The organism is Megasphaera coli, from assembly GCF_900095855.1.
Lineage (GTDB): Bacteria > Bacillota > Negativicutes > Veillonellales > Megasphaeraceae > Megasphaera > Megasphaera massiliensis_A.
In genome coordinates, this window is the sequence record NZ_FMIY01000002.1 from 848,406 (window position 1) to 868,117 (window position 19,712).

Annotated in this window: 19 protein-coding genes and 1 tRNA gene; 3 read left to right on the forward strand and 17 right to left on the reverse strand. The window is 51.8% G+C overall.

Translation table 11 applies throughout. The annotated features are described in order from the left end of the window. Positions 1 to 44: 44 nt before the first annotated feature. The 12 genes from queF to BQ2674_RS04500 form a co-directional block, all read right to left on the reverse strand. Positions 45 to 518, reverse strand: a complete 474-nt coding sequence (queF, locus tag BQ2674_RS04445) for a preQ(1) synthase (protein ID WP_075572636.1) — start codon at positions 516 to 518, stop codon at positions 45 to 47. Beyond that, complete coding sequence (gene queC / locus BQ2674_RS04450) at positions 518 to 1,210, reverse strand: 7-cyano-7-deazaguanine synthase QueC (protein ID WP_075572637.1); 693 nt, start codon at positions 1,208 to 1,210, stop codon at positions 518 to 520. The genes queF and queC overlap by 1 nt, the downstream gene beginning before the upstream one ends. A 13-nt stretch (positions 1,211 to 1,223) precedes the next feature. Next, complete coding sequence (gene queE / locus BQ2674_RS04455; RefSeq protein WP_075572638.1) at positions 1,224 to 1,877, reverse strand: putative 7-carboxy-7-deazaguanine synthase QueE; 654 nt, start codon at positions 1,875 to 1,877, stop codon at positions 1,224 to 1,226. Between the two features lie 2 nt (positions 1,878 to 1,879). Further along, complete coding sequence (queD, locus tag BQ2674_RS04460) at positions 1,880 to 2,299, reverse strand: 6-carboxytetrahydropterin synthase QueD (RefSeq protein WP_075572639.1); 420 nt, start codon at positions 2,297 to 2,299, stop codon at positions 1,880 to 1,882. Positions 2,300 to 2,516: 217 nt separating this feature from the next. Then, positions 2,517 to 3,524 carry an NADH:flavin oxidoreductase gene (locus BQ2674_RS04465; protein ID WP_075572640.1) on the reverse strand — a complete coding sequence of 336 codons (1,008 nt, stop codon included), beginning with the start codon at positions 3,522 to 3,524 and terminating at the stop codon, positions 2,517 to 2,519. Positions 3,525 to 3,552: 28 nt separating this feature from the next. Next, complete coding sequence (gene murB / locus BQ2674_RS04470; protein WP_075573360.1) at positions 3,553 to 4,428, reverse strand: UDP-N-acetylmuramate dehydrogenase; 876 nt, start codon at positions 4,426 to 4,428, stop codon at positions 3,553 to 3,555. Positions 4,429 to 4,465: 37 nt separating this feature from the next. Then, a complete protein-coding gene (locus tag BQ2674_RS04475; RefSeq protein WP_075572641.1) occupies positions 4,466 to 4,816 on the reverse strand; it encodes a YlbF family regulator in 351 nt (116 codons plus the stop codon). A 14-nt stretch (positions 4,817 to 4,830) separates the two neighbouring features. Beyond that, positions 4,831 to 5,319 (reverse strand): tRNA (uridine(34)/cytosine(34)/5-carboxymethylaminomethyluridine(34)-2'-O)-methyltransferase TrmL, encoded by a 489-nt coding sequence (gene trmL / locus BQ2674_RS04480; protein WP_075572642.1) that lies wholly within the window; start codon positions 5,317 to 5,319, stop codon positions 4,831 to 4,833. Positions 5,320 to 5,377: 58 nt separating this feature from the next. Beyond that, complete coding sequence (gene hemW / locus BQ2674_RS04485) at positions 5,378 to 6,499, reverse strand: radical SAM family heme chaperone HemW (RefSeq protein WP_075572643.1); 1,122 nt, start codon at positions 6,497 to 6,499, stop codon at positions 5,378 to 5,380. Next, positions 6,499 to 8,301, reverse strand: a complete 1,803-nt coding sequence (gene lepA / locus BQ2674_RS04490) for a translation elongation factor 4 (protein WP_075572644.1) — start codon at positions 8,299 to 8,301, stop codon at positions 6,499 to 6,501. Before lepA ends, hemW begins: the two co-directional genes overlap by 1 nt. A gap of 16 nt (positions 8,302 to 8,317) precedes the next feature. Continuing rightward, positions 8,318 to 9,394, reverse strand: coding sequence for a tRNA 2-thiouridine(34) synthase MnmA (gene mnmA, locus BQ2674_RS04495; protein ID WP_075572645.1), 1,077 nt, complete (start codon positions 9,392 to 9,394; stop codon positions 8,318 to 8,320). After that, positions 9,387 to 10,532: a cysteine desulfurase family protein gene (locus BQ2674_RS04500; protein WP_075572646.1), complete on the reverse strand. Its 1,146-nt coding sequence runs from the start codon at positions 10,530 to 10,532 to the stop codon at positions 9,387 to 9,389. Before BQ2674_RS04500 ends, mnmA begins: the two co-directional genes overlap by 8 nt. Positions 10,533 to 10,667: 135 nt before the next feature. Between BQ2674_RS04500 and BQ2674_RS04505 the strand changes: the two genes are divergently transcribed. Further along, positions 10,668 to 10,742 (forward strand) — tRNA-Arg (locus BQ2674_RS04505). A 113-nt stretch (positions 10,743 to 10,855) separates the two neighbouring features. Here BQ2674_RS04505 and BQ2674_RS04510 read toward each other — a convergent pair. Next, positions 10,856 to 11,269, reverse strand: a complete 414-nt coding sequence (locus tag BQ2674_RS04510) for an EamA family transporter (protein WP_075572647.1) — start codon at positions 11,267 to 11,269, stop codon at positions 10,856 to 10,858. Between the two features lie 37 nt (positions 11,270 to 11,306). Then, positions 11,307 to 12,839 (reverse strand): TerB N-terminal domain-containing protein, encoded by a 1,533-nt coding sequence (locus tag BQ2674_RS04515; protein WP_075572648.1) that lies wholly within the window; start codon positions 12,837 to 12,839, stop codon positions 11,307 to 11,309. 442 nt (positions 12,840 to 13,281) lie between these two features. Between BQ2674_RS04515 and pflB the strand changes: the two genes are divergently transcribed. Together pflB and pflA are read left to right on the forward strand one after the other, a co-directional pair. Further along, the gene (gene pflB, locus BQ2674_RS04520; RefSeq protein WP_075572649.1) at positions 13,282 to 15,534 is read left to right on the forward strand and encodes a formate C-acetyltransferase; all 2,253 of its coding nucleotides are present in this window, start codon (positions 13,282 to 13,284) and stop codon (positions 15,532 to 15,534) included. An 88-nt stretch (positions 15,535 to 15,622) separates the two neighbouring features. Then, positions 15,623 to 16,417: a pyruvate formate-lyase-activating protein gene (gene pflA / locus BQ2674_RS04525; RefSeq protein ID WP_075572650.1), complete on the forward strand. Its 795-nt coding sequence runs from the start codon at positions 15,623 to 15,625 to the stop codon at positions 16,415 to 16,417. A gap of 81 nt (positions 16,418 to 16,498) precedes the next feature. Here the strand turns inward: pflA and htpX are convergent, their stop codons facing one another. The 3 genes from htpX to BQ2674_RS04540 form a co-directional block, all read right to left on the reverse strand. Further along, positions 16,499 to 17,356 carry a zinc metalloprotease HtpX gene (gene htpX, locus BQ2674_RS04530; protein WP_075572651.1) on the reverse strand — a complete coding sequence of 286 codons (858 nt, stop codon included), beginning with the start codon at positions 17,354 to 17,356 and terminating at the stop codon, positions 16,499 to 16,501. Positions 17,357 to 17,517: 161 nt separating this feature from the next. Then, on the reverse strand, positions 17,518 to 18,702 hold the full coding sequence (locus tag BQ2674_RS04535; RefSeq protein WP_075572652.1) for an aminotransferase-like domain-containing protein: 1,185 nt from the start codon (positions 18,700 to 18,702) through the stop codon (positions 17,518 to 17,520). Positions 18,703 to 18,782: 80 nt separating this feature from the next. After that, entirely contained in the window at positions 18,783 to 19,712 is a 930-nt protein-coding gene (locus tag BQ2674_RS04540) for a bifunctional riboflavin kinase/FAD synthetase (RefSeq protein WP_075572653.1), read from the reverse strand.

Sequence of the window (19,712 nt, forward strand, 5' to 3'; positions counted from 1 at the left end):
TTTCTCTATATTCTACCACAGGCGGCGATAGGGAAAAAGGTATTTTATCTATTATCGATCTTTTCCGGATACAAGTCACGGTTCATCATTCTGTAGCGGGCTATACCGGCCCATTTCGTACCGGCCTTGCCGTAATTGCAGTACGGATCGATGGAAATGCCGCCGCGCGGCAAAAACTTTCCCTGTACTTCAATGTATTTCGGCTCCATAAGAGCCTTCAAATCTTCCAGGATTATGTTGACACAATCTTCGTGAAAGGCGCCGTGATTGCGAAAGGAAAAAAGATAAATCTTGAGACTCTTGCTCTCCACCATCTTTATATCCGGCACATAGGCGATAGTAAGAGCCGCAAAATCGGGCTGTCCCGTAACGGGGCAAAGGCTCGTAAATTCGGGGCAGTTAAATTTTACGAAATAGTCGCGATTGCGGTGCTTGTTATCGAATACTTCCAATACAGTCGGATCGTATTCACTGCTGTAAGATACCTGCTTGTTTCCCAATAACGTTAATTTTTCCATTATCTTATTCCTTTCAGGGCCGGATCTTGCACATGATTGGCCGCAAATGCGGCAGCCCTGTCCCGGCATGTACCGCAGCGCCCGCAGGGTATGTCGCCGTTTTCATAGCACGAACGGGTAAGTTCATACGGAACTTTGAGATCCAAGCCTATTTTTATAATAGCCGCCTTATTCATTTGTATAAACGGCGCTTCTATGCGTATCTGTCGGCCCGTCCCTTCCCAAACGGCTTTTGCCGCAGCTTCGTTAAAGGCAGGCGAACAATCGGGATAAGCAAAGCCTGCCGCGTCATCCGCATGGGCGCCGTAATAAAGGACGCTGCTGCCGCGGCTCAAGGCGATTCCCGCCGCAACGGAAAGAAATATGCCGTTGCGAAAGGGCACATAGGTGCTGACCGGCGTCTCGCCGTTTATCTTCTCCAACTGAGCCGCATAACTTTCCTTCGGTATGTCCTCAGTCGAGTGCTTGAGCAGAGACGACGGACTGTACTGAAAAACGGTTGTCAAGTCTGTAACAAGCTGTTCCACACCGTAATGAGCCGCAATAGCCGCGGCTGCGGACAATTCGGCTTCATGCTTTTGCCCGTAGCGCACGGACAGGGCCGTCACGTTTTCCCGCCCCGCCTTTTCGATTGCCAGAGCCAAAACCGTCGTCGAATCGATGCCGCCGCTGAAAAGTACCGTTGCTTTCATTATGCTTCCTCCGTCATACCCCGCGCGCCGCAGGGTCCCAAATAACCTTGTGTATCTGTATTTGCAGGCGCCAGTCGTTCAGCTTGCGTTCCAACATATAGGCGACAATTTCCTGCGGATCGACAGCTCCGAAGACGGGACTTACATAGACATGGCACCGCTTCATCAGACTGTAAGCCCTTACGATTTCTTCGGCACGCATCAAATCCGCTCTTGACGAGACGACGAATTTCACCGTGTCGTCCGGACCCAGGCAGGCAAAATTTTTGCATATCATAGCGTCTTCGCAGCCGCTGCCGGGCAGCTTGCAGTCCATCGTAAAAACGGGATGTGCACCGCTGCAAAACGGCTGAAGCGGTACGGCACCGTTCGTCTCTATTTCTGCACGCAGGCCGGCGTCGGCCAGCAGCCGCAGGAGCTCTTTCATATCTTCCTGCAAGAGCGGCTCACCGCCTGTAAGTGTCACATTCTTAATTCCCGTTCGGGCGGCATAGGTACAGATTTCGGCCGGTGACATTTCCATATAAGGACAAGCCGCCTCATTGACCCACTGCGTGTCACAGTAAGAGCAATTCAGATTACAGCCCTTAAAGCGAATAAAGACAGCCGGTTCACCGGCTCTCCGTCCTTCGCCGTTAATGCTGACAAATTTCTCCGCCACCTGCATGACTAAGCCTCGTAAGCGGCACAGTTAACGGGTGTCTCATATACTTCCGTGCGGCAAACCGAAAGCCCTCTTGCCTGCAGGACATCAAAAAAGTAGCGCGCCAAATTTTCCGCCGTCGGCCTGAAAGGTACTGCACGCAGCAAAAAGCCTTCGTCCTTAAGAGCCGCCAAAGTCGCCGGTTTTAAAGAGTTTCTCTCATATATAAGCGCATGGTCGAAATAATTACAGATTTCCCGCAATACCCGCTTCAAATCGCCGAAGTCGACGACCATACCCGCTTCCTGCCGGGTATGCTGCAAAGCTTCACCTTTAATCTGCGCCGTAACGCGCCAATGATGGCCGTGCAGATTACGGCATTTACCGTCGTAGTTTTTCAAAAAATGGGCACCGTCAAAGGTCGCTTCCGAAGTAATATAAAACATGAACCCTCCCAATAAAAAAGCTCTGCCCGTGACAGAGCGTTACGCCGTGAGCGCAACAAAAAACAGCCCTGGTTTTGTTTAAGGACAGGATGGCACAAACGAACTGTCCGCGTTTCCGCTGTTTCAGTGTAGCCGACGGAGCGGCTTTTGTCAATTAGAAGAAGCCTCTCCGTTCTTGTCGGAAAGGCTTCTTTCATAACGAGTTACAGGCCGCATATTATTCATTAATCAAGTCGGCTGCGTAATTCGCCTTCGCAAGCAGCATGCGGCCGATGCCTATAAGATCCGCATCGCCGGCATTTAAAATGTCTTCCGCAGCGGCACGTGTCTTAATGCCGCCCGTCACGAGAACGGGAATGGAAACAGCTTCCTTAGCGGCGTGCGATACGTCGCGGTACCATCCCTCTTGTGTATTGCCGGGACGTGTAAATCCGTTAGCACCGCCGGAAATGCTGATCAGGTCCGCTCCGGCCGCTTCAAACCGCTTGGCTGCAGCTCCGACGTCATCAATAACCGCTCCGCCCGGCATGTCGTCCACGGCACCCAGGCGAATAGAGACGATAAAATCGCCGCCTACGGCCTTGCGCACGGCTTCCAGGATCTCCGTCTGCAGCTGCGTACGTCCTTCTATCGCAGCTCCCGTATAGGCATCAGTACGATGATTCATGAGGGGCGAATAAAATTCGCTCAGCAAATAGGAATGGGCACTGTGGATTTCGACACCTGCAAAGCCTGCCGCTTTGACGCGCAGCGCTGCCGCCACGAATTGGTCTTTAACCGTATTGATGTCGTCCTGCGTCATTTCATGAGGCAGAACCGGTGTTTTGTCTTTATAGCGCCTTACAATATCCGGGCGCCTGTTGGGTACTGCCGACGGCGCTATGGCCTGCGCATCCAGTGCGGCTTCGTTGGCGCTGCCGCCGTGATTGATCTGCACTAGACCGACCGTCCCGTTCACCTGTACGGCGGCGGCCAATTTCTTCAAGGCTTCAATATCGCTGTCACGGGCGACGGAAACCTGTTCCGCTTCCGCTCTGCCTACTTCGGAAATGTAGCTGTGCTCCGTAATAATCATGCCGATGGCACCCGTAGCGGCGCGGTCTTTATAATAAGCGAGTGTCTTATCAACCAACCCCCTGCCGAATCCGGTTGCCATAGGCGGCATGACAATACGGGATTGCAACGTATATGGACCTACTTTAATCGTATCTGTTATTTTCATCATGCCCTCCCCATTTATCAAGAGATTCCGTTCAAGGAACGCCCAAAATTCGTACTTCCGTTTCCAACCGCACGCCGTGCACCTCATGGACGCGCCGCTGTACCTCATGAATGACGGCGAGTACGTCCGCTGCCGTCGCATTGCCCCTGTTGACGACAAAGCCCGCGTGTTTCGTAGACACTTCCGCATCGCCGTGAGAAAATCCCTTCAGTCCCGTCTGATCGATGAGTGTCCCTGCAAAATACCCGGGCGGGCGCTTGAAGGTGCTGCCGGCACTGTGCATTTCAAGAGGCTGCTTCGCCAATCGCTTTTCCGTAAACTCGTTCATCTTTTCCCGAATGACCTCTTTATCACCATACTGCAGCCGGAGCTCCACTTCAACGACAAATTCCTGAAGCCGCTGAAACATACTCGTCCGATAGGAAAAACCGAGCTTTTCCGCTTCATACGTCGTCACACCTCCGTGACCGTTAACAGTGCGCACGCGAAAAACAATGTTGCTCATTTCGCCGCCGTAGGCGCCGGCATTCATGAATACGGCACCGCCGATGGTACCCGGAATGCCGCAGGCAAACTCCGCTCCTGTAAGCGCATTCTGACAGGCAAAGTCACAAACATCGGCAAGCATATAGCCCGAAGCGGCGTGAATCTTATTGTCGTGGCAGGAAAGAACGCGCTTCATCTCGTTAAGCTGAATAACGACACCGCGAATACCGCCGTCCAGAACGAGCACGTTCGATCCGCCGCCGAGGACGGTCAGCGGCAGTGATGCCGCCCGTGCCGCCCGTATGGCCAGGGACAGTTCCTTAACCGATTTCGGCTGCACCAACACGTCCGCCGGCCCGCCGACGGCAAAGGTCGTATGTCTGCACATGGGCTCATCCGGCAATATTCGCTCTGCCGGCATGTCCGCACCGAGACGATCTATAAATTCTCCAACAGCCTTACCGGTCAAGAATGCTCATCCCTTCCGCCATAGAATCCTGAATGATTTGATAAATTTCGCCGGCCTTGGACTGCCATTTATTATATGCCTGTAAATATTCCATAGCCGTAGGCCTGTTTTTAAGGATTTTCGCCAACCGGTTGAGTTCTTCAATCTTTTTCTTTACGGGCTTGTCCCCCATGGATTGGGCATAGGCGAGTTTTGCCTGAAGAACCAGGTAATCACGCACGTGTATGCGCGTTGCCGCTTCTTGGTCCAGTTTTTCACCTGCCGCCAAGAGCGCTTTATAGTCTTCGCAGTCTTTTACTGCCGCTGCCAGAGCGTCGGCTTTCTCGTATATCGCTTCCATTATAAATTCCTCGTTTAACGTAAATGTTCAATTCCTGTACCGCCTTTGGCAAGATCGGGAAAATCAAGCTGCCGCAGGGCTTCGTACGAAACGACGGCGACGGCGTTGGATAAGTTGAGGCTGCGCGCCTCGTCGATCATGGGAATGCGGAAACAGTTTTCCTTATTGGCCTTCAGCAAGCTTTCAGGCAGGCCCTTTGTCTCCTTGCCGAAGACAAGCATGTCGTCGGGCTGAAAGCGAATATCCGCATAGCATTTATCGGACTTCGTCGTCAAATAGAAATAACGGTTTGCCTTATACTTTTCCTGTAATTGCGCAAAATTTTCGTGTACTTCCAGGTCGAGAAGCTCCCAATAGTCAAGACCGGCCCGCTTCAAGTACTTGTCTTCCAGTGAAAAGCCCAGGGGCTTCACTAAATGTAAGGTAATATGGTTGGCCGCACAAAGGCGGGAAATATTTCCCGTATTCCCCGGTATTTCCGGCTCTACCATGACAATATGCATAACCTATCACACTCCGCCATCATTGTACAGGATGAGGCGCCTAAAGACAAGAGCGCGGTCAGCGTAAAAACCTGCCGAACACATAATTGCCGTATGGCAGTCCCCGCTTCGTCAGCTTATAACCTCTTGCGGTCTTTTCCAAAAAACCTTTTGCCCTGAGCTCCGGCAGCACCGGGCCGAAAGCGGCTTCCACGGTCCTGCCGAAAAGGTCCCGAAAACGATTGCCGTCAATACCGTCGCGCATGCGCAGGGCAAGAAAGCAGTAATCTTCTTCGCCCCGTTCGGTGTCTATATCTTCCTTTTCCGCCACAACGGATGTTTTGCCCGCCTGTTTAATGTATACCGGAATATTGCTTTCATTGGCAAAACGCGTCTTCCCGTCAAAAGAGTGGGCCGACGCGCCGAAACCGATGTACGGCTCGTAAGTCCAATACTTTATATTGTGGCGCGACGCATAGCCGGGCCGGCAATAAGCGGATATCTCGTAGTGTACAAAACCGCTTGCCGCCATAGCTTCCCGAATAAGCGTGCCTGCCGCTTCCACTTCCTCAACGGAAGGAAGCGACACCCTGCCTGCCGCAACAAGGCGCTCCAAGGGCGTGTGCGCTTCTACGATGAGGCTGTACAGGGATGCGTGCGTAATCGGTAAAGACAGAAGCGTTTCCACGTCGCACCGCAGGGCGGCCGCGGACTGCCCCGGCAGTCCGTATATAAGGTCGACGGAAATATTTCCGATGCCTGCGGCATACACATCTTCCACGGCGCGTACGGCCTCTTCCGCCGTATGGATGCGGCGCAGGAAGCGAAGCGTTTCATCACCAAAGGACTGAACACCCAAACTGACGCGGTTTATGCCGAGAGCCGCCAGCTCTTTCGCATATTCTTTGTCCATGCTGTCCGGATTGGCTTCAAGTGTAATTTCCGCATCCGCTCCAAGAGAAAAGGTCGCCCGTACGGCCGCCATAATCCGATCGACTTGCTCAGCCGTCAAAAGTGACGGCGTACCGCCGCCGAAGTAGAGAGTATCCGCTTCTCCGCCCGCATAGGAAGAGGCGCCGATTTCCCGGCACAGGGCAGCCACATAGTCTTCCTGATATGACGAAATGCCTCCGTATGACGGGAAGTCACAATAGAGGCATTTCTGCATGCAAAACGGAATATGTACGTATATCCCCGTCATTATGTATCATCCACCTGCAGTACCGCCATAAAGGCTTCCTGCGGGATTTCCACACTGCCTACCTGTTTCATGCGTTTCTTCCCTTCCTTCTGCTTTTCCAGAAGCTTGCGCTTGCGGGAAATATCGCCGCCGTAGCACTTTGCCAGGACGTCCTTGCGCAGGGCCGCCACGTTTTCGCGGGCAATGATCTTATTGCCTATGGCCGCCTGAACGGGGATTTGAAAGAGCTGCCGCGGAATGAGACCGCGCAACTTTTCCACCAGCCCTCTGCCGCGGCGAACGGCAAAGTCCTTGTGCACGATAACGCTCAATGCGTCGACGACGTCGCCGTTAATGAGAATATCCATCTTCACCATGGGCGACGTGCGATAACCGTCAAGCTCGTAATCCAAGGATGCATATCCCTTCGTCGCCGACTTAAGAACGTCAAAATAATCGTAGAGAATTTCGCAAAGAGGCAAGTCATAAACAAGAGATACCCGCGTGTCGTCGAGATAGTCCATGGTTACGTACTGGCCGCGCCGGTTCTGCGATATTTCCATAACCGTGCCGACCATTTCCTTGGGAATGATAATAGTCGTCTTCACGTACGGCTCTTCAATATGCTCTATCCTCGTCATTTCCGGCAAGAATGCCGGATTGTCGACAGTCGTCATCTTGCCGTCCGTCGTATAGACCCGGTAAATAACGGACGGCGCAGTCGTAATCAGGGCCAGGCCGTATTCCCGTTCGAGCCTCTCTTTGATGACATCCATGTGAAGGAGCCCCAAAAAACCGCAGCGGAAGCCGAAGCCGAGGGCCGTTGATGTTTCAGGTTCATAGAGGAGGGCGGCGTCATTGAGGTTGAGCTTTTCCAAGGCGTCCCGCAGGTTATCGTAGTCGCTCGTATCGGCCGGATAGAGGCCGCAGTAAACCATGGGCGCCGCCGGCCGATAGCCAGGCAAAGGCTCCGTCGCCGCCTTGTCCGCCTCGGTAACCGTATCACCGACGCGGCAATCGCGGACATTCTTCATGCTTGCCGCAAAATAGCCGACGCTGCCGCATTCCAGGTCTTTTACCGGATACATGCGCGGCAGAAAGACGCCCGTTTCAATAACTTCAAACTCCTTGCCCGACGACATCATGCGAATCGTATCACCCGTCTTGAGGGATCCTTCCATAATACGGATATTGGCGATGGCACCCTTATACGGATCAAAATGGGAGTCGAAGATGAGAGCCCGCAAGGGCTTGCCGCTCTCGTCCTTGGGCTCGGGAATCTTCGTGACGATTTCTTCCAGCACTTTGTCCACGCCGAAGCCCGTCTTGGCGCTGACCATGACGGCTTCGGACGTGTCGAGACCGATGACGTCTTCAATTTCCCTGCACACCCGTTCCGGGTCGGCACTGGGAAGATCGACTTTATTGATAATGGGGATGATTTCCAAATCGTGCTCGAGGGCCAAGTAAACGTTGGCCAAGGTCTGGGCTTCCACGCCCTGTGTTGCGTCGACGACGAGGAGTGCCCCCTCGCAGGCTGCCAGACTGCGGGATACTTCGTAGTTAAAATCGACGTGTCCCGGCGTGTCGATGAGGTTCAACGTATATTGGTGCCCGTCTTCGGCGTCATACAAAAGCCGCGCCGACTGTGCCTTAATCGTAATGCCCCGCTCCCGTTCGAGGTCCATCGTGTCGAGGAGCTGTTCTTCCATTTCCCGCCGCGTCACGGTGCCGGTCATTTCCAGCAGGCGGTCGGCCAGGGTCGATTTGCCGTGATCGATATGCGCGATAATGGAAAAGTTGCGAATATATTTCGTTGCCACTGTGGGATCTCCTTTATTATATAATTACACCGCCGCCTAAGACGCGGTCACCGTCGTACAGCACCAATGCCTGCCCTGCCGTCACCGCCCGCTGCGGTTTGTCAAACTCCGCTTCCAGTCCGTCTCCGTCGGGATAGACACGGCAAGCCGCTTCCTCGGCTGCATAACGTATTTTGCCGTACGCCCGAAAGGGCTTTGTCGGCGTTTCTTCGACCCACGTCGCTGATTTTGCCCTTACGCGCGTGGAAAATAAATCTCTTTCGCCGCCGACGACGACACGGTTATGCACCTTGTCGAGAGCAATTACGTAGTACGGGCCGCCGGGTCCGCCGATGCCGAGGCCGCGCCGCTGACCGACGGTATAGGCCGCAATACCTTTATGGCGGCCGACGACCTTGCCCCTTATATCTACAAAATCACCGGCTTTAAAAATGTCAGGCGATACCCTTTCCAAAAAGCCTTTATAGTCATTATCCGGAATAAAACAGATATCCTGGCTTTCGGGCTTATTAAAGACCGGCAGTTTCCACTGCTTCGCCAGTTCCCGGGCCCTTGTCTTTTCAATATGCGCCATGGGAAACAGCAGGTGCGGCAGTATATCCTGCGTCAGCTGATAGAGTACGTACGTCTGGTCCTTGTGCAGATCCTCGCCGCGCCGCAGCGTATACAATTGCCGCTTTTCATCGTAGATGACGCGCGCATAATGGCCCGTCGCAAGAAAATCGGCACCGAACTGCTGCGCCTGCTCCCAAAGGAGACCGAATTTGATGAATTTATTGCATGCAATACAGGGATTCGGCGTCTCGCCGCGGGCATATAAATCGACGAAATAGTCGATGACGTCACGTCGGAACATGTCGCGAAAATCAAGGGTATAGTGAGGAATGCCCAGAATAGTCGCTACGGTCTTGGCGTCGTCCACGGAGTCGAGAGAGCAGCAGGCGTGAACGTTATTTTCCACACGGCACGACGGCTCTTCCTCCCACAAACGCAGCGTAATGCCGATGACGTCATACCCCTCGCGCCGCAAGAGGCCGGCTGCAACGGAGCTGTCCACACCGCCGCTCATGGCGACGGCCGCGCATTTAGCCATGGTTCGGCTCCTCTCCCGCAATAGTGCGTATAATCTCTATGGCCTTCCTTATGTCGGCCTCAGTCGTATCTTTTCCCAAGGACAGGCGCACACTGCCGTACAGCGCCTCACCTCCAAGGCCCATGGCCGTAAGAACGTGAGACGGCTGTGCCGCCCCCGATTCACAGGCCGACCCGGCCGACAAAGCGAGGCCCTTACGGTCCGCCGCAATGAGAACGACAGTCCTGTCCTTATGAGCAATAGAAAAATTAATAATATGGGGCAACGAATTTTCCAATGTGCCGTTCAGGCAATATGTTTCGCTGCCTGCAATGAGTTCTTTATAGAAAAGAGCCTTTAAGGCGTACGCATGACGTACGCGTTTTTCTCCTTCGGCGGCAAGGAGTTCGCAGGCCTTGCCGAAGCCGACGAGGGCCGCCACGTTCTCCGTCCCCGCCCGCAGATGCCGTTCCTGCGGGCCGCCGTACATATCCGGCTGAAGCTCAAGACCGCGGCGGATGTAAAGGGCGCCGCATCCCTTCGGGCCGTACACCTTATGAGCCGCCACACTGAGAAGATCAATATGCCGGGTCAAGGGATGCAGCGGGAGCCAACCGAAGCCCTGGACGGCGTCGACATGAAAGACGATACCTGCTTCGTGAGCTATAGCACCGATTTCTTCAATAGGCTGAACCATGCCGGTTTCGTTATTTGCCGCCATGACGGAAATGAGAACCGTATCGTCCCTAAGGGCCTGTCGTACGGAATCGGGCGCAACGCGACCGTCCGCTCCTACCGGTAAAATCGTGAGGTCATATCCCTTTTCCGCCAAGGCCTTAAAGGTCTGCAGGACCGCGGCGTGCTCGACAGCCGTCGTAACGATATGACCGCCGCCCGGACAGCTTGCGCGCAAATAACCGAGGACGGCCAAGTTGTCCGCTTCCGTGCCGCCGCCCGTAAAGACGATGTCCTTCGCATCCACATTCAGAACGGTCGCCACCTGACGCCGTGCCGTCTGCACGGCTGCCCGTGCGGTTTGCCCGAAGCGGTGCAGACTGGAAGGATTGCCGAATTCACTTGTCAAATAAGGCATCATCGCCGCCAGGACGCGTTCATCAAGAGGCGTTGTTGCCGCATAGTCCAAGTATATGCGCTCCATGCGAATCTCCTCATAAAAATCTATCTTTTATCATATCACATAGGCGCCTTGCCGACCAGATAGGTCAACCTCGGAAATACATATTTTCCTTGCTATGGAGCCCTATTCATGATAGAATGACGAAGTACGGCACATGCGCCTATAGCTCAGGGGATAGAGCACCGGTCTCCGGAACCGGGTGCGCAGGTTCGAATCCTGCTAGGCGCACCATATACATAAAGAGGCTTCTCGAAAATATTTCGAGAAGCCTCTTTATGTATATATCGGACATCACTCATACACTATACCTATAGCCTAATAAGCGGCAGCCGTATGGTCTCGATTTATAAGATCATGACAAAGGTTCCTGCCGTGATGAGGAAAGCGCCAATGATAACTTTCAAGGTTACCGTTTCGTGCAGGAAGATAAATGCCAGCACGATGGTAATGACGAGACTGAATTTATCTATCGGAACCACCTTGGATGCATCGCCCAGTTGAAGGGCCTTAAAGTAAAAGAGCCATGACGCGCCGGTGGCAAGACCGGAAAGGATTAAAAATATCCAGCTCTTTTTGGAAATGTCCGAAATCCCCTGCTGTGTTCCTGCAAAAAATACCATGCCCCACGCCATGACGAGGACGACGGCCGTGCGAATGGCCGTCGCCAAGGTCGAATTGATTCCGTCGAGGCCGACCTTGGCCAAAACCGAGGTCAATGCCGCAAACAGGGCGGACAAAAGAGCATATACAAACCACATAGTATCCCCTCATTTATTTATAAAAATTTTCGTCCACTCATCGATACGCTGCTTCATTTCTTCTATATTGAGGACACCGCAGGCAAAGCCTTTCTTCACAAGATCCGGCGGCAAGTATTCGTCGTATTTGTCGAAGAGGGGCAGCTCTTTCGGATATATGAGCTCCATCGGGTCCAAAGGCTTTTGTATTTCCTCGGTAAGGACCGCAAAAAATTCTTTTTCTCCCGCCTGCATGGTGAACTGCATGTAAAAGGGCCGCGCCGAGTCGAAGGCGCGCAGGCCCAAGGAACCTGCACATCTTATGCGCAGGAATCGCTCCAACGCATAAAAGGAGTATGTCCCGAGCCACGGCAAAAGACAGTACATATTGCCGCCCAGATTGATGAGAGGCCTCTCGGCTGCTCCCGAATGAACTGCTGTATTTCTTGCCTGTGCCAGACGGACGACAGCGTTTTTCTTCGGCCTTGCGCCGTGCCTCTTCTTCTTTGCGCCGCCCTTCTTCTCGTGCATGAGTCATATTCCATTGGCGCGTCACTTCTTCTTCGATAAATTTTAAAATCCATTTTGTGCGAACGACGGGACGGACCGGATACTTACTCCCGTACACTTTCCGCATGAGTGAATCGACGGTACGAATCAAATCACCGGGCTTATGCTTCTTTAAACGATAAAAGTTAAAACACCGCAAACTCCAATGTCCATCCTTTACGCGATACACACGGGCCGGATTGACTTCGTATATCCGATCCTGCGGTTTGCTCTTTTCATAAAAGGTTGCCGTATAGAAGGGATAGAACGGATTGTTGAAGAAGGATCCAAAGTAATCTTCGAGCCATGTTTTCGTCCGGCCGGCCTTATAATACGCACTCAGACGCCTGACAACATTTCCAAGGACGGTCAGCATATCATCCGGATACTGCTTATAAAAGCGATTTCTCTCTATTCTAAAGTCTGACGCGATAATAAGAGCCATGCCGACTTCCATATCATCAAATTGATCCAGGTTGCTCAAAGTGAAAATGGCCCCATCACGGAAATCTTCCTCATCACGCAGTAAAAATGGCGGAAGATCATAGTAGATCACGTAGTCCGTCAGCCACTGACCTACATAGTAATAATAGCCGTTCGAGTGGCATACATTTATGTAATTCAAGCAAAGATTAGCCAGCTTCTCATATCCGTCAAGGGGATCTTTACACCCGATTTGATTAATGAGTTCATACGCGTACAGGCAGACAAACGTAAAGGGCATTGTTTTCCATATATACTTGCGCGCTTGTGTACGCCACGTAAAATAACCGCGCAGTTCCGCATCCGTAAGGTCTCCGTAGGTCGGATAAAACTGTCTTACTTCTTTTGCATAGGGCTTATTGTCCTCATAGTTTTCCATGAGCTTCGCTTCCGCGACGAAGAGCTGCGCAGGCGATACTTTACGCCGATCCGCAGTATTTTCGAGGTCGCGCAGTTGTTTAAAGGGCGGATATACTTTCCTCTGTTTTTTCCTCCCGTTACGGTAAGGAACGGATTCCGATGAATAGGTCTGTTCAAAAAAATGCTCAAGCCATGACATATTGAAATTTCTCCATTATATATGACATTAAGGTATATTCTTCCTTTTCTTTTATATTATCAAGTAAAATACATCCGAATGCAAGAATAAATATTTTATATCTTTATGGAAAAGTATTTCAATTAATATAAATCCACATTATATATTTTTTCTATTAAACTCTTAATAAAGTGAAATTAATAACTTTCTATTTTTTATAGTTTATACACTTTGTTCATTATAAATAAGCTGTTCCTAAAGTATTCTTTTTTAGTATTATTTTTATTTGAAACAGGCAATATTGTAACTATTGACAACATTCTCCATAAGATACATAATCAAGAAAACAAATCAGTTTGCCGGCGATATGAATGTATCGGGACAGGCATGATTCTCATTGCCGGCAGCCTCAACAAGAGGCGTGCCGGTATTTTAATATGATATTACAAGGAGGTTCATTATTATGTTACAGAATGCAGCATGGAAGGATTTTGCAGGACGTCTCTGGAGAGAAGAATGCAACGTCCGCGACTTTATTCAACGCAACTACAAGCCCTATGACGGTGACGAAAAATTTCTCGTCGCTCCTACGGACGCAACGAATAAATTGTGGGACAAATTGCAGGAGCTGCAAAAGCAGGAACGTGAAAACGGCGGCGTTTTGAAAGAAGAAACGGATGTCGTTTCGGGCCTCACCGCATACGGCCCCGGCTATATCGATCCGGCTTTAAAGGATCTCGAAAAGGTTGTCGGCCTGCAGACGGACGAACCGCTTAAACGCGCTTTCATGCCTTACGGCGGCATTAAAATGGCTGAGGAAGCGCTGGAAATGTACGGTTACAAACCCAATCCGGAACTGCACAAGATTTTTACGGAATATCACAAAACTCACAACGAAGCCGTATTCGACGCATATACGGATGAAATGATGACGGCACGGCATACACACATCGTTACGGGCCTTCCCGATACGTATGGCCGCGGCCGTATTGTAGGCGACTATCGCCGCGTAGCTTTATACGGCATCGACCAGCTCATCACCTGGAAAGAAGAAGACAAGAAAAATTGCGGCGACGGCCACATGACGGAAGAAATTATTCGCCAGCGCGAAGAAATCTCCGAACAGATCAAGGCTCTCAAGGGCATGAAGAAGATGGCCGAAATTTACGGCTATGATATCTCTCAGCCCGCAACGAACGCTAAAGAAGCCGTACAGTGGCTCTATTTCGGCTACTTGGCGGCTATTAAGACACAAAACGGTGCTGCCATGTCGGTCGGCCGTATTTCCACCTTCCTCGACATCTACCTCCAACGGGACATGGACAACGGCACGCTCACGGAAGCGGAAGCGCAGGAATTAATCGACCACCTGACGATTAAGCTGCGTATGGTTAAGTTCGCGCGTATCCGTTCGTACAACGAGCTCTTCTCGGGTGACCCCATTTGGGCAACGTTGGAGTTGGCAGGCATCGGCATGGACGGCCGCTCCATGGTAACGAAGACGGATTTCCGTTTCCTCCACACGCTGGAAAACATGGGCCCTGCTCCGGAACCGAATCTGACGGTCCTCTACTCGTCCGCATTGCCTGAACCCTTCAAACGGTACGCTGCGGAAATCTCCGTAAAGACGAGTTCCATTCAGTACGAAAACGACGATGTCATGAAACCCGTATGGGGCGACGACTATTCTATTTGCTGCTGCGTATCGGCAACACAGACCGGCAAGGAAATTCAGTTCTTCGGTGCCCGCGCAAACCTGGCAAAGGCTCTGCTTTACGCTATTAACGGCGGCGTCGATGAAAAGTTCAACATCCAGGCCGGCCCGGCTTACGCTCCCATCACCTCGGAATACCTCGACTACGACGAAGTCATGGAAAAATATAAGCTCATGCTCGACTGGTTGGCAGACATTTATGTCAACGTCCTCAACACGATTCATTACATGCACGACAAGTACTACTATGAAGCTGCCGAAATGGCGCTCATCGACACGGACGTACGCCGCACGTTCGCAACGGGTATTGCCGGTTTCTCCCATGTAATCGATTCCCTGTCGGCTATTAAGTACGCAAAGGTCAAAGTCATCCGCAACGAAAAGGGGCTGGCTGAAAGCTTTGAAGTGGAAGGAGACTTCCCGAAATACGGCAACGACGATGACAGAGCCGACGATATCGGGGTATGGGTATTGCACGAATTTATTACGGACATCAAAAAGAGACACACGTACCGCAACTCCGAACCGACAACGTCTATCCTGACGATTACGTCCAACGTCGTATACGGCCGCTTCACGGGCATGCTGCCTGACGGCCGGGAAGCTTGGACACCGTTCGCACCGGGCGCAAACCCGAGCTACGGCGCTGAAACGCACGGCCTTCTCGCTTCGCTCAACTCCGTTGCCAAGATGCCTTATGAATGGTCGCTCGACGGTATTTCCAATACCCAGTCCATGAACCCGAGCGCATTGGGCCACGATGAAAGAGAACGTTCGGAAAACCTCGTTCACGTTATGGACGGTTACTTCGATCAGGGAGCACATCACCTGAACGTCAACGTCTTCGGCCGGGAAAAACTGGTCGACGCTATGGAACATCCGGACAAACCGGAATATGCAAACTTCACTATCCGCGTTTCCGGCTACGCCGTCAAGTTCATCTCCCTTACCAGAGAACAGCAGCTCGACGTTATTGCCCGGACATTCCACGATAAAATGTAAGATTCAGGTTCTCATTGGGACAGCCCTGAGCAGCTCTTGCCCGGGGCTGTTCCCTTATGTGGAACCTCGGATAAAGGAGGCGGCTCTTATGACGCGGGAACAAAGAACAACGGACACAGCAGTCTGTCCTGCCAAGCCGAAAAACCCGATCATCGGCTATATACACTCGACGGAATCTTTCGGAGCCGTCGACGGCCCCGGTGTACGCTTCATCGTCTTCATGCAGGGCTGTCGCATGCGCTGCCGCTACTGTCACAACCCGGAAACGTGGGCCCTGACGGGAGGCACGCCGCGAACAGCCGAAGACGTGCTGGCACAGGCGCTGAAATACAAGTCCTACTGGAAGAACGGCGGCGGCATTACGATCAGCGGCGGCGAAGCGCTGCTGCAAATCGACTTCGTCATCGAGCTCTTCCGCCTGGCTAAAGAAAAGGGCATCAATACGGCTCTTGATACGTCGGGTAATCCGTTCACGCGGTCGGAGCCCTTTTTCCATAAGTTTCAACGCCTCTGTGCCGTAACGGATCTGTTTATCCTCGACATTAAGGAAATCAACGATATAAAACACCGCGATTTAACGGGACAGACGAACGTCAATATCCTCGACATGGCCCGCTATCTGTCGGATACGGGCAAGGATATGTGGATTCGCCACGTCCTCGTGCCGGGTATTACGACGAATACGGATGACCTCAAGGGGTTGGCCGAATTTCTAAAAACCTTAAAAACTGTAAAGCGCACGGAAATCCTGCCCTACCACAAATTGGGCGTGCCCGAATGGGAACGGCTCGGCATTCCCTATACCCTAAAGGATACGGAACCGCCGACAACGGAAGAAATTGAAACGGCCGAATCCATCTTGGGCATACATAAAAATAAATAAGGCAAAAAGCTCCCGGCAAAGTCGGTATATCCGCCTCTGCCGGGAGCTTTTGTTATATGTGTGTAATGCGTAATATCGGTCTCAGCCGTGCAGTTCCCTGTCCAGTTTCTCCAGGCGTGCAATGCGATCGGCCGTACTCGGATGAGTACTGAATAAGCTTGCCATACCGCGCCGTACGCCGGAAAACGGATTGATAATGCACATGTGCGCCGTTGCTTCAGTCGCACCCGGAAGGACACGGTGACGAGCGTAGGCGTCAATCTTTTCCAAGGCCCTGGCCAACGCCAACGGTTCGTCCGTCATGCGGCCGCCTTCATCGTCAGCCATATACTCACGTGTCCGTGAAATGCTGAGCTGAATGAGCATAGCCGCAAGGGGGGCAACAATAATCGTCACAAGAAGCCCGATGATACCGCCATTATCGTCGTCACTATTTCTTCCGCCGCCAAAAATAGCCGACCACTGGGCAATATTGGCAAGCATGGAAATGGCGCCGGCAAAAGTGGCAACGATAGTGCTGATCAAAATATCACGGTGCAGAATGTGGGACAGCTCATGCCCCAGGACGCCGCGGATTTCATCGTCGTTCAACATGGCAATAATTCCTTCCGTCGCCGCAACGGCCGCATGCGACGGACTGCGCCCTGTCGCAAAAGCGTTAGGCACGTCCGTCGGAATAATGTAAACCTTCGGCATGGGCATATCCGCCCGCTGTACGAGTTCCGCCACAATGCGGTAGAGGCGATGATCCGGTCCTACTTCTCCGGCATGATACATGCGCAGCACTATGGAATCGCTGAACCAGTAGGAAAAGAAATTCATCGCCATGGCAACCATAAACATGACGACAATACCCTGCCGGCCGCCGAAAACCGCACCGACAGCCATGAGAATCACTGCCATCAAAGTCATGAGAAATACGGTTTTTATACTGTTCATATATATCCCTCTTTTTCTTGCAAAGTAAAGGTCAAAAGGTAAAATAGTATGTCCATATTATAAAAAATTTTCGCCCGAAAGTCAATTGCAATCAAAAAAGGGGGAGTCCCGATATGTTCAGGACTCCCTATATATTAGGCATTAGATAGGGGGGAGTTTATCTATTTGCCTAATTCACGATGCAAAACTTCACCTAAGCATTTGATACCTTCTTCAATGCGTTCAGGCGGCATATTGGAGTAATTCAGGCGGAAATGATTCGCATTGCCGCCGTTCGGATAAAACGGGCCGCCCGGTACGTAAGCCACATTTTGCTCCAACACTTTCGGCATTAATTCCTTCGCGTCGACACCTTCCGGCAAGGTCACCCAGGTGAAGAGCCCGCCTTCAGGATATGTAAAGGTTACGTTTTCAGGAAAGTACTTCTTCATGCAGTCGCACATGAGCGTGCGCCGTTCGCCGTAGAGTTTGCGAATCGTTTCCACATGTTTGTCCAAATCGAACATTTCCATGTAATACGCAGCCTGCCGCTGACCGAAAGAAGAGGTCTGCAAGTCGACAGCCTGTTTTAATTTAACAACTTTGTCGATAATTTCCGGATTTGCAACCATCCATCCCAAACGGAAGCCGGGCATGAAAATCTTGGAGAATGAGCCGAGGAAAATAACATTCCCCTTCGTGTCCATTGACTTTAAGGTCGGCACCCGTTCGCCGTCATAGCGAAGTTCACCGTACGGGTTGTCTTCAATAATGGGAATTTCGTGTCTGTTCATGATTTCCATAACAGCTTTACGCCGTTCCAAAGGCCACGTAATGCCCGTGGGATTTTGGAATTCGGGAATGACGTACATCAGGCGAACGCGGTCGTTTTCAGCGAGGATTTTTTCCAACGCTTCCGGTACAATTCCCTTGTCGTCCGTCGGTACTTCAATGAATTTCGGGAATGCCAGCTTGAATGCATTAATGGCACCCAAATACGTCGGGCTTTCTACGAGAACTATGTCGTCTTTGTTCAGGAAGATTTGACCCAACATGGACAGGCCCTGCTGCGAACCGGCCGTGACGATCAAGTCTTCAAAGGAACAGTCCACGCCGAAAGCCGTCTTCATGCGGCCTGCAATTTTTTCGCGCAGCGGATTGTATCCTTCGGTCGTGCCGTACTGAACAGCCTGACGGCCTTCTTTGCGCAGGATCTCCACGTCAACCTTTTCCATTTCTTTAAGGGGAAACAGTTCCGGTGCCGGTAAGCCGCCGGCAAAGGAAATTATTTCCGGCATGGTTGTGAGCTTAAGCAGCTCGCGGATTTCCGATGCTTTGAGGCTCATGGCAACATCAGAAAATTTCATATTCAATCACTCCTTTTGTAAGCAAAATAAACGTATATCTATGATTTGAGTTTATCATAGATATACGTTTAACGCAATTTTTATTTGTCGAAAAATTGCAACAATGCGTTTTTCTCATCATTTTTCATGGCAGCCACCAATTCAGTAATAGAATCGAATTTCTTCTCGTCCCGCAGGCGCTTATAAAAACGAAGGCGCAGCTTCTTGCCATATAAATTTCCCGACCAGTTGATAATATGTGTCTCCACTCGCCTGTATTGGCGTGAGAAAGTCGGATTGCTGCCGATGTTCGTCATTGCCGGATACTCTTTGCCGTCCAAGGTAATCGTCGTGGCGTAAACGCCGTCCGGCGGCAGCGCTATGTGTACGGGAATAAGCATATTCGCCGTAGCGAAGCCGATCGCATTTCCCCTCCTGTCGCCCTTAACGACTTCACCGGTCATTTCAAAAGGGCGCCCCAGAAGGGATGCCGCTTCTTCCATGCGGCCCGAGGCGACGCATTCGCGAATGACCGTGCTGCTCACGGGGCGCTCCCGACCGGGTGCGCCGAGAAGTGCGAGGGCCTTGACGGGTACGCTTTCGGCCTTCATAAAGGCCGTTAAGGCAGCCGTGTTGCCGGCGGCCCCCCTGCCGTACGTAAAGTTCGTGCCTACGACGATTTCTGCCGGCTGTACATACGTCAAAAGAGAACGGCTGAAGTCTTCCGGCGATTCACCGAGAAGCTCCCTCGTCACGGGCAGAATGAGCAGGCCGTCTACACCGAGCTGTTCAATGTATTCTATTTTCTGTTCCAATGTGGCCAGGCGCAGCGGTTCCTTCTCCGGCGCCAGGACGGACAGAGGATGGGCGGAAAAGGTAATGACCAGCGAAGTTACGCCGAGAGCGGCCGCCTCATCTATAGCCGTCTGAATGACCTGCCTGTGCCCCGAATGAACGCCGTCAAAGGTGCCCAAGGCCACAACGGCATGACGGCATGCCTTGATTTCCGCAAAGGAATGATAAATCTCCAT

Bases quoted from the DNA above. Each gene is read 5' to 3' on its own strand.
- BQ2674_RS04535 (WP_075572652.1), bottom strand. From the start codon at position 18,702: ATGAAATTTTCTGATGTTGCCATGAGCCTCAAAGCATCGGAAATCCGC.
- BQ2674_RS04540 (WP_075572653.1), bottom strand. From the start codon at position 19,712: ATGGAGATTTATCATTCCTTTGCGGAAATCAAGGCATGCCGTCATGCC.
- BQ2674_RS04475 (WP_075572641.1), bottom strand. From the start codon at position 4,816: ATGGAAGCGATATACGAGAAAGCCGACGCTCTGGCAGCGGCAGTAAAA.
- hemW (WP_075572643.1), bottom strand. From the start codon at position 6,499: ATGACGGGGATATACGTACATATTCCGTTTTGCATGCAGAAATGCCTC.
- queE (WP_075572638.1), bottom strand. From the start codon at position 1,877: ATGCAGGTGGCGGAGAAATTTGTCAGCATTAACGGCGAAGGACGGAGA.
- trmL (WP_075572642.1), bottom strand. From the start codon at position 5,319: ATGCATATTGTCATGGTAGAGCCGGAAATACCGGGGAATACGGGAAAT.
- pflB (WP_075572649.1), top strand. From the start codon at position 13,282: ATGTTACAGAATGCAGCATGGAAGGATTTTGCAGGACGTCTCTGGAGA.
- pflA (WP_075572650.1), top strand. From the start codon at position 15,623: ATGACGCGGGAACAAAGAACAACGGACACAGCAGTCTGTCCTGCCAAG.
- murB (WP_075573360.1), bottom strand. From the start codon at position 4,428: ATGCCGGCAGAGCGAATATTGCCGGATGAGCCCATGTGCAGACATACG.
- BQ2674_RS04515 (WP_075572648.1), bottom strand. From the start codon at position 12,839: ATGTCATGGCTTGAGCATTTTTTTGAACAGACCTATTCATCGGAATCC.
- BQ2674_RS04465 (WP_075572640.1), bottom strand. From the start codon at position 3,524: ATGATGAAAATAACAGATACGATTAAAGTAGGTCCATATACGTTGCAA.
- queD (WP_075572639.1), bottom strand. From the start codon at position 2,299: ATGTTTTATATTACTTCGGAAGCGACCTTTGACGGTGCCCATTTTTTG.
- mnmA (WP_075572645.1), bottom strand. From the start codon at position 9,394: ATGGCTAAATGCGCGGCCGTCGCCATGAGCGGCGGTGTGGACAGCTCC.
- queC (WP_075572637.1), bottom strand. From the start codon at position 1,210: ATGAAAGCAACGGTACTTTTCAGCGGCGGCATCGATTCGACGACGGTT.
- queF (WP_075572636.1), bottom strand. From the start codon at position 518: ATGGAAAAATTAACGTTATTGGGAAACAAGCAGGTATCTTACAGCAGT.
- BQ2674_RS04500 (WP_075572646.1), bottom strand. From the start codon at position 10,532: ATGGAGCGCATATACTTGGACTATGCGGCAACAACGCCTCTTGATGAA.
- htpX (WP_075572651.1), bottom strand. From the start codon at position 17,356: ATGAACAGTATAAAAACCGTATTTCTCATGACTTTGATGGCAGTGATT.
- BQ2674_RS04510 (WP_075572647.1), bottom strand. From the start codon at position 11,269: ATGTGGTTTGTATATGCTCTTTTGTCCGCCCTGTTTGCGGCATTGACC.